Below are 8264 nucleotides of genomic sequence, written 5' to 3' on the forward strand. Positions count from 1 at the left end.
GGTTTTCATGGCAGGGTTTGTTTTGTTTTGAACGGGTTTAAGTGTAAATGGATTTTAAGGGTTTGTAAACAAAAGGGGCGAAAATGCCGTCTGAGCGGCGGAAATGGCTTTCAGACGGTATTTGCGCTCAATAATAATATCCCGCGCCCAGAATACACGGTTTGGATGCGCCGGTTGCTTTGTGCGGGCTGCCGGGAATGCGGTTAATCCAACACGCCGCCAACCACGCAAATGCGGCTGCCTCCACCCATTGAGGATCGAGGTTCAGTTCGGCGGTGCTGTGCAGGGAAACGCGTGTGCCGAAACATTCTGCCAAATCCGCCATTAAAACAGGATTGCGGATGCCGCCGCCGCAAATATACATTTGACGGGTATCTGCCGCTGCGTGTGAGACGGCGTCGAAAACGGTTTGCGCGGTAAAACGGGAAAGCGTCCGCAATACGTCGTATCGGTTTTCGCCGCCGTCAAGGTAGGTTTCGAGCCAATTTAGGGCAAACAGTTCGCGCCCCGTGCTTTTGGGGTGGGGTTGTGCGAAATACGGGTGGGCGAGCAGCCTGTCGAGCAGTTGCGGCAATATGTTGCCTTGTGCCGCCTTTGCACCGTTTTTGTCGTAAGGAAGCTGCCAGTGTGCCTGCGTCCACGCGTCCATCAGCATATTGCCCGGCCCTGTGTCGAAGCCGAAGGCGGGTGCGTCGGGGGGGAGTACGCTGATGTTGGCAATCCCGCCGATGTTCAGTACCGCGCGTGTTTCCCTGTCGTCGCGGAACAGGGCTTCGTGAAAGGCGGGGACGAGCGGCGCACCTTGTCCGCCGGCGGCAAGGTCGCGGCTGCGGAAGTCGCCGACGGTAAAAATCCGCGTCCGTTCTGCCAGCAGCGGCAAATCGGCAAGCTGTATGCTGTAACCGTGTTCCGGTGCATGTCGGACGGTTTGCCCGTGGCAGCCGAGGGCGGTAATGTCGGACGGCGCGAGGTTTTGCTTGTTTAATAGTTCGCCCACGGTTTGCGCATATAGGCGGCTGAGTTCTTGCGACAACATCCTGCTGCGGTGCAGTTCGTCCGCGCCTGTGTCCTGCAAATCCAGCAATTTGCGGCGTAACCTGCCGGGGTAGGGGGTAAAGGCGTGTCCTTCCGCGCCCAGCCATTTGCCGCCGTCCATCCGTACCAGCACGGCATCCGCCCCGTCCATACTGGTTCCCGACATGATGCCGATGTAAAGCTGTGTTTCCATCATCACTCCCAAACTGGTGCAAAACGCCATTTTAACGTGTATTGACGCTCGTATACCGATTTGCCGCCGCAGTGTAAATAAAGTGTAAATAAATGTTTCAAGACGGATGGAAAAATATTATAATGCGCCCGCAACATCCAGTAGTAGAAGTGTCATACAAACCGTTTCCGGCAGCAGTTTTGCATTCGGTCAGGTTTGGGGGTATTCGGATGCGGTTCAGAAGGAAGGATGCGTCTGCCATATCCCGAAACGGCAGTTCGACCGGAGGCAGCAGTACAGTGTCGGCAACACTCATGATTTCCACCACATTAAAGGAAGATTGCCATGGCTCAAATCCAAATGAGCGCAAATGTTAAAACCATCAACGCCGTCTTTGCCGCCATGCTGGTAGGTACAGTCGGCTATTTTATTTATTGGGGCTTGGGTTATACCCATTACAATTACGCCGCCTTATTCATTATTGCCACGATGTTCGGCGTGTTTATGGCGTTCAACATCGGCGGCAACGATGTTGCCAATTCTTTCGGCACCAGCGTCGGTGCGGGTACGCTGACTATCCCGCAGGCTTTGCTGATTGCGGCGGTATTTGAGGTCAGCGGCGCGGTCATCGCGGGCGGTGAGGTAACCAATACCATACGCAAAGGCATCGTCGATTTGAAGGGTGTTGATTTCGAACCCATACAGTTTGTGTTTATTATGATGTCCGCGCTTTTGGCGGCGGCGTTGTGGCTGTTGTTTGCCTCGAAAAAAGGGCTTCCGGTATCTACCACCCATTCCATTATCGGCGGCATTGTCGGCAGCGCGGTATGTATGGCGGTAATGAACGATGCTGCATCGGGCGATTTGATACGTTGGGGCAAGCTGGGCGGTATTGGTGTTTCTTGGGTATTGTCGCCCGTGTTGGGCGGCGCGGTGTCCTATTTCCTGTTTTCGCGCGTCAAGAAAAACGTCTTAGATTACAACGCTTGGGCGGAAGGCACGCTCAAGGGCATCAAGCAGGAAAAAAAGGCCTATAAAGAACGGCACCGCCTGTTTTTCGAGGGTTTGTCCGAAGCCGAAAAAGTCGAGTACGCCACCAAAATGGCGCACGACGCGCAAATTTACGACGAACCCGAATTCGATCCGCAAGAGCTGCAATCGGAGTATTACCGCGGTCTTTATGCGTTCGACAACCGTAAAAACAATGTCGATTCCTACAAGGCACTGCATTCTTGGATTCCCTTTATCGCTTCGTTCGGCGCGATGATGATTTCCGCTATGCTGATTTTCAAGGGCTTGAAAAACCTGCATTTGGGGATGAGCAACGTCAACAGCTTCCTGACCATCTTTATGATAGGCGCGGCGGTGTGGATGGGGACGTTTGTTTTTGCCAAAAGCCTCAAGCGTAAAGACTTGGGCAAATCGACCTTTCAGATGTTTTCATGGATGCAGGTCTTTACCGCCTGCGGCTTCGCATTCAGCCACGGGGCGAACGATATCGCCAACGCCATCGGTCCGTTTGCCGCGATTATGGATGTTTTGCGTACCAACAGCGTTGCCGCGCAAAATGTCGTCCCCCCGATTGCGATGCTGACTTTCGGTATCGCGCTGATTGTCGGTTTGTGGTTTGTCGGTAAAGAGGTGATTAAAACCGTCGGTACGAGTTTGGCGGAAATGCATCCTGCTTCGGGTTTTACCGCCGAACTGTCCGCCGCATCCGTCGTGATGGGCGCGTCGCTGATGGGGCTGCCCGTGTCCAGTACGCATATCTTGGTCGGCGCGGTACTCGGTATCGGTCTGGTCAACCGCAATGCCAACTGGAAACTGATGAAGCCCATCGGTTTGGCGTGGGTCATTACCCTGCCTGCCGCCGCCGTATTGTCGGTTGTCTGCTACTTGGTTTTACAGGCAGTATTCTGATTGTAAAATACTGATGCCGTCTGAACCCGTGTTCAGACGGCATTTTGTTGATGGAATGTGCGGGCTTGTGCCTTATGCACAATCTGTTCTGTCGGGATATGCCGTTTGGTATAGTGATTAACAAAAATCAGGACAAGGCGACGAAGCCCGCAGACAGTACAGATAGTACGGCAAGGCGAGGCAACGCTGTACTGGTTTTTGTTAATCCACTATATCTTGGTTTCGGAACGGTCGGACACAAAGGTGCGGAACGTTATGATATGCCGCCGCCTGTTCTTGAAAACACTTATCCTGCCGGCAGCAAAATGCCGTCTGAAAAAGCCTTTCAGACGGCATTTGTACGTTAGACGCAATCACACCGTTTGCGAATATTTCGCCTTGGTTTCTTTGTGGCGCAGGTGGTAATCGAAGACCATGGCGATGTTGCGGATGAGGAAGCGTCCTTTCGGGGTAACGGTCAGCCCGTGGCTGTTCAGGCGCACCAATCCCAAGCCGGCGAGTTTTTCCAAATCCGCCAGTTCGTCTTTGAAGTAGCGGTCGAACGGGATGCCGAACATACTTTCGTAAATCCGATAGTCGAGCGCGAAACGGCACATCAAATCCTGAATGATGTTGCGGCGCAGGATGTCGTCCTGATTGAGCTGATAACCGCGCATGATGGGCAGTCTGCCTTCGTCGATGGCGGCATAGTAGGCATCGATGTCGCGTTCGTTTTGGGAATAGGTGCTGCCGATTTTGCCGATGGACGACACGCCGATGGCGACCAAATCGCAATCCGCGTAGGTCGAATAGCCTTGGAAGTTGCGCTGGAGGAAGCCTTCTTTGAGGGCGATGGAGAGTTCGTCGTCAGGTTTGGCGAAATGGTCCATGCCGATGAAGACGTAGCCGCGTTCGGTTAGGGTTTGGACGCAGTATTGCAGCATATCGAGCTTCTCTTCGCTGTCGGGAACGGCGACGGTATCGATGCGGCGTTGCGGTTTGAACACGTGCGGCAGGTGGGCGTAGTGATAAAGGGCGAGGCGGTCGGGATCGAGCGACAAAACGGTATCGATGGTGGTTTTGATGCTTTCCGAAGTCTGGTGCGGCAGGCCGTAAATCAAATCGACGCTGACGGATTTGAACCCCGCTTCGCGCGCCGCATCGATGACTTCTTTGGTTTCTTCGTAACTTTGGATGCGGTTGACCGCTGCCTGCACTTTGGGGTCGAAATCCTGAATGCCGATGCTCATGCGGTTGAAGCCGAGTCTGCCGAGCATGAGGACGGTGTCGCGGCTGACTTTGCGCGGGTCGATTTCGATGGAGTATTCGCCGGTGGGGATTAACTCGAAATGTTTGCGTATCATGCGGAAGACACGTTCGATCTGTTCGTCGCTCAAAAAGGTCGGCGTGCCGCCGCCGAAGTGCAGTTGGGCAAGCTGGTGCCGTCCGTTCAGATGTGGAGCGAGCAGTTCCATTTCTTTTTCAAGATATTCGATGTAGGCATCGGCGCGGCTTTTGTCTTTGGTGATGATTTTGTTGCAGCCGCAGTAGTAGCAGATGGTGTTGCAGAACGGAATGTGAATGTAAAGGGAAAGCGGTTTGTTTAACGCGCCCATACCGCGCAAATGTAAAGCTTTGATATATTCGCCTTCGCGGAAACCGTCATGGAAACGGTCGGCGGTAGGGTAGGAAGTGTAGCGCGGACCGCTGGCGGGCAGGCTGGCAATCAGCGCGCGGTCAAACTCGGGGCGGTCATCGTTTACATTGTGCTTGTTCTGTATCTGAATGATTTTCATGGTGTGTGTGTGCGATTTTATGATGTTAGTCAAATTTTGGATAGTTTGGTAGAATGCCACAGTATGATAAACCTGTCTTGATATGTGTCAATAAGCACATATAGTGGATTAAATTTAAATAAGGACAAGGCGAGGCAACGCCGTACTGGTTTAAATTTAATCCACTATAATCATGATGGGGCAAAGCGCACAAAAAGGTACGGTATGGCTTCGCATAATACTACACATCAGATGAAAACGCTGTGTTCTTCCTGTTCTTTGCGGGAACTCTGCCTGCCTGTCGGGCTGCTGCCCAACGAGCTCAGCCAACTCGATGCCGTCATCCGTCAAAGCCGCCGCCTGAAAAAGGGCGAATACCTGTTCTGTGTCGGCGAAGCCTTTACCTCGCTCTTTGCCATCCGTTCGGGCTTCTTCAAAACAACCGTCGCCAGTCAGGACGGCCGCGATCAGGTAACGGGTTTCTTTATGTCGGGCGAACTCATCGGCATGGACGGCATCTGTTCCCATGTGCACAGTTGCGACGCGGTCGCCTTGGAAGACAGCGAAGTGTGCGAACTGCCGTTTACCCACATCGAAGAACTGGGGCAAAACATCCCCAGCCTGCGTACGCACTTCTTCCGCATGATGAGCCGTGAAATCGTGCGCGACCAAGGTGTTATGCTGCTGTTGGGCAATATGCGCGCCGAAGAGCGGATTGCCGCCTTCCTGCTGAACCTTTCCCAACGCCTTTATTCCCGAGGTTTTGCTGCCAACGACTTCATCTTAAGAATGTCTCGCGAAGAAATCGGCAGTTATCTTGGGCTGAAACTTGAAACCGTCAGCCGCACATTATCCAAGTTCCATCAGGAAGGATTGATTTCCGTCGAACACAAACACATCAAGATCCTCAATCTGCAGGTGTTGAAGAAGATGGTATCCGGTTGTTCGCACGCCATTTGATTAACCCGTACGAACATTTCAGACGGCATTCTCAATAAACACAGGGCAGACGAAAACATCTGTCCTGTTTGTTGTATCTGCCGCAAAGTGCCGTCTGAAAACCGGCAGCCGCCTAAATCGAAAAATCCTCGCTGATGGGCGTGTACAGAATCCTATCCACCTTCTCGCGTGTCAGGTGCGGCGCAAACGCTTGGATAAAGTCGTAGGCATATCCGCGCAAATAAGTATCGCTGCGCAAAGCAATCCACGTCGGCGACGGCTCGAACAGGTGTGCCGCATCCACAAGCTGCAAATCGCCGTCCGTATCCGGGTTGTACGCCATTTTCGCCATCAGTCCCACGCCCAAACCCAAGCGCACATAAGTCTTCAATACGTCCGTATCCGCCGCCGCCAATGCGACATCCGGCTGTTCCAAACGGGCTTTGGAAAATGCCCGCGCGATGCTGCTGCCCGCATTGAATGCAAATTCATAAGTAATCAGCGGAAACCTCGCCAAATCTTCAATGCGGAGGGGGTTTCTGCATTCGAGCAAGGGGTGGTCGTTCGGTACGATAACCGCATGAGTCCAGTCATAGCAGGGAAGTTTTCCCAGTTCGGGATGGTCGTCTATCCGTTCCGTAACAATCGCCAAGTCCGCCTCGCCTGAGGTAACCATACGTGCGATGGCGGCAGGGCTCCCCTGTTTGATGGTCAGGTTGACTTTCGGATAGCGTTTCACAAAATCGGCAACAATCAAGGGTAGGGCATAGCGTGCCTGAGTATGCGTCGTGGCAACCGTCAGCGAACCGCTGTCCTGTCCGGTAAACTCGCTGCCGATATTTTTAATGTTCTGAACATCGCGCAAAATACGTTCTGCAATATCCAAAACCACCTTGCCCGGCTGCGAGACCGAAACCACGCGCTTGCCGCTGCGGATAAAAATCTGAATGCCGATTTCTTCTTCCAGCAATTTGATTTGTTTGGAGATGCCGGGTTGCGAAGTAAACAAGGCTTCGGCCGCTTCGGAAACGTTCAGGTTGTGCTGGTAAACTTCTAAGGCGTATTTCAATTGTTGTAATTTCATGGCGGGTCGGTGTGGGTCTGTGTCGGGTGGCTGAACATTGTTTATAATTTATCATATTTTCTTGCCGGTACGGTATGGGGCTTTGCCGTTGTGTTTGTTGTTTTTGTGCAACGGCAATCGTGCGATATGGAAAAAATCCCCCTAAAGTAATGACACGGAATTGATTTTTCGGCATGATAGACTATCAGGAAACAGGCTGTTTTACGGTTGTTTTCAGGCGTTGAGTATTGACAGTCCTCCCCCTGCTTCTTTATAGTGGAGACTGAAATATCCGATTTGCCGCCATGTTTCTACAGCGGCCTGTATGTTGGCAATTCAGCAGTTGCTTCTGTATCTGCTGTACAAATTTAATGAGGGAATAAAATGACCAAACAGCTGAAATTAAGCGCATTATTCGTTGCATTGCTCGCTTCCGGCACTGCTGTTGCGGGCGAGGCGTCCGTTCAGGGTTACACCGTAAGCGGCCAGTCGAACGAAATCGTACGCAACAACTATGGCGAATGCTGGAAAAACGCCTACTTTGATAAAGCAAGCCAAGGTCGCGTAGAATGCGGCGATGCGGTTGCTGCCCCCGAACCCGAGCCAGAACCCGAACCCGCACCCGCGCCTGTCGTCGTTGTGGAGCAGGCTCCGCAATATGTTGATGAAACCATTTCCCTGTCTGCCAAAACCCTGTTCGGTTTCGATAAGGATTCATTGCGCGCCGAAGCTCAAGACAACCTGAAAGTATTGGCGCAACGCCTGAGTCGAACCAATGTCCAATCTGTCCGCGTCGAAGGCCATACCGACTTTATGGGTTCTGACAAATACAATCAGGCCCTGTCCGAACGCCGCGCATACGTAGTGGCAAACAACCTGGTCAGCAACGGCGTACCTGTTTCTAGAATTTCTGCTGTCGGCTTGGGCGAATCTCAAGCGCAAATGACTCAAGTTTGTGAAGCCGAAGTTGCCAAACTGGGTGCGAAAGTCTCTAAAGCCAAAAAACGTGAGGCTCTGATTGCATGTATCGAACCTGACCGCCGTGTGGATGTGAAAATCCGCAGCATCGTAACCCGTCAGGTTGTGCCGGCACACAATCATCACCAACACTAAGGCTAGGCAATATCTTGCCGATGCATGAGGTTAGTGGATTTTGTACCAGGTACTGTTGCAATATTCGTGAAACGTCGGTCGGCATCGATGATGTGAAACAAACCCCCGCTTTTGCGGGGTTTGTTTTTTTGGGTGGTTTTCTGAAACGGCTATCGTCAGAATCGAGGTGCAGGTTCGGATTCGGATTCAGATTTAGATTCAGATTCAGATTCAGGTTTGTGTCCCATTGCCGTGCTTTATAGTGGATTAACAAAAATCAGGACAAGGC

7 protein-coding genes are annotated in these 8264 nt (G+C 52.3%); 4 read left to right on the top strand and 3 right to left on the bottom strand.

Annotated elements, in window-relative coordinates; translation table 11 throughout:
* Positions 1–127: 127 nt before the first annotated feature.
* Positions 128–1228, bottom strand: a complete 1101-nt coding sequence (locus tag HMPREF2959_RS03865) for an anhydro-N-acetylmuramic acid kinase (RefSeq protein ID WP_002243254.1) — start codon at positions 1226–1228, stop codon at positions 128–130.
* Between the two features lie 324 nt (positions 1229–1552).
* Here HMPREF2959_RS03865 and HMPREF2959_RS03875 point away from each other — a divergent pair, with 324 nt between their 5' ends.
* Together HMPREF2959_RS03875 and HMPREF2959_RS11950 are read left to right on the top strand one after the other, a co-directional pair.
* On the top strand, positions 1553–3127 hold the full coding sequence (locus HMPREF2959_RS03875; protein ID WP_002212449.1) for an inorganic phosphate transporter: 1575 nt from the start codon (positions 1553–1555) through the stop codon (positions 3125–3127).
* A gap of 74 nt (positions 3128–3201) precedes the next feature.
* A complete protein-coding gene (locus HMPREF2959_RS11950; RefSeq protein ID WP_168165452.1) occupies positions 3202–3474 on the top strand; it encodes a hypothetical protein in 273 nt (90 codons plus the stop codon).
* Between the two features lie 6 nt (positions 3475–3480).
* Here the strand turns inward: HMPREF2959_RS11950 and hemN are convergent, their stop codons facing one another.
* On the bottom strand, positions 3481–4902 hold the full coding sequence (hemN, locus tag HMPREF2959_RS03885) for an oxygen-independent coproporphyrinogen III oxidase (protein WP_002243255.1): 1422 nt from the start codon (positions 4900–4902) through the stop codon (positions 3481–3483).
* Positions 4903–5106: 204 nt separating this feature from the next.
* On the opposite strand from hemN, the gene fnr reads away from it, so the two are divergent.
* The gene (fnr, locus tag HMPREF2959_RS03890; protein WP_002212452.1) at positions 5107–5841 is read left to right on the top strand and encodes a fumarate/nitrate reduction transcriptional regulator Fnr; all 735 of its coding nucleotides are present in this window, start codon (positions 5107–5109) and stop codon (positions 5839–5841) included.
* Positions 5842–5953: 112 nt separating this feature from the next.
* Here fnr and HMPREF2959_RS03895 read toward each other — a convergent pair whose 3' ends face one another.
* Positions 5954–6904, bottom strand: a complete 951-nt coding sequence (locus tag HMPREF2959_RS03895; RefSeq protein ID WP_002212453.1) for a CysB family HTH-type transcriptional regulator — start codon at positions 6902–6904, stop codon at positions 5954–5956.
* 363 nt (positions 6905–7267) lie between these two features.
* Between HMPREF2959_RS03895 and rmpM the strand changes: the two genes are divergently transcribed.
* A complete protein-coding gene (gene rmpM, locus HMPREF2959_RS03900) occupies positions 7268–7996 on the top strand; it encodes a peptidoglycan-binding outer membrane protein RmpM (RefSeq protein WP_002212455.1) in 729 nt (242 codons plus the stop codon).
* Positions 7997–8264 lie beyond the last annotated feature (268 nt).

This window comes from Neisseria sp. HMSC070F02, from assembly GCF_001814225.1.
Taxonomy (GTDB): Bacteria; Pseudomonadota; Gammaproteobacteria; order Burkholderiales; family Neisseriaceae; genus Neisseria; species Neisseria meningitidis.

Bases quoted from the DNA above. Each gene is read 5' to 3' on its own strand.
- HMPREF2959_RS03865 (WP_002243254.1), bottom strand. From the start codon at position 1,228: ATGGAAACACAGCTTTACATCGGCATCATGTCGGGAACCAGTATGGAC.
- hemN (WP_002243255.1), bottom strand. From the start codon at position 4,902: ATGAAAATCATTCAGATACAGAACAAGCACAATGTAAACGATGACCGC.
- fnr (WP_002212452.1), top strand. From the start codon at position 5,107: ATGGCTTCGCATAATACTACACATCAGATGAAAACGCTGTGTTCTTCC.
- HMPREF2959_RS03895 (WP_002212453.1), bottom strand. From the start codon at position 6,904: ATGAAATTACAACAATTGAAATACGCCTTAGAAGTTTACCAGCACAAC.
- HMPREF2959_RS11950 (WP_168165452.1), top strand. From the start codon at position 3,202: ATGCACAATCTGTTCTGTCGGGATATGCCGTTTGGTATAGTGATTAAC.
- HMPREF2959_RS03875 (WP_002212449.1), top strand. From the start codon at position 1,553: ATGGCTCAAATCCAAATGAGCGCAAATGTTAAAACCATCAACGCCGTC.
- rmpM (WP_002212455.1), top strand. From the start codon at position 7,268: ATGACCAAACAGCTGAAATTAAGCGCATTATTCGTTGCATTGCTCGCT.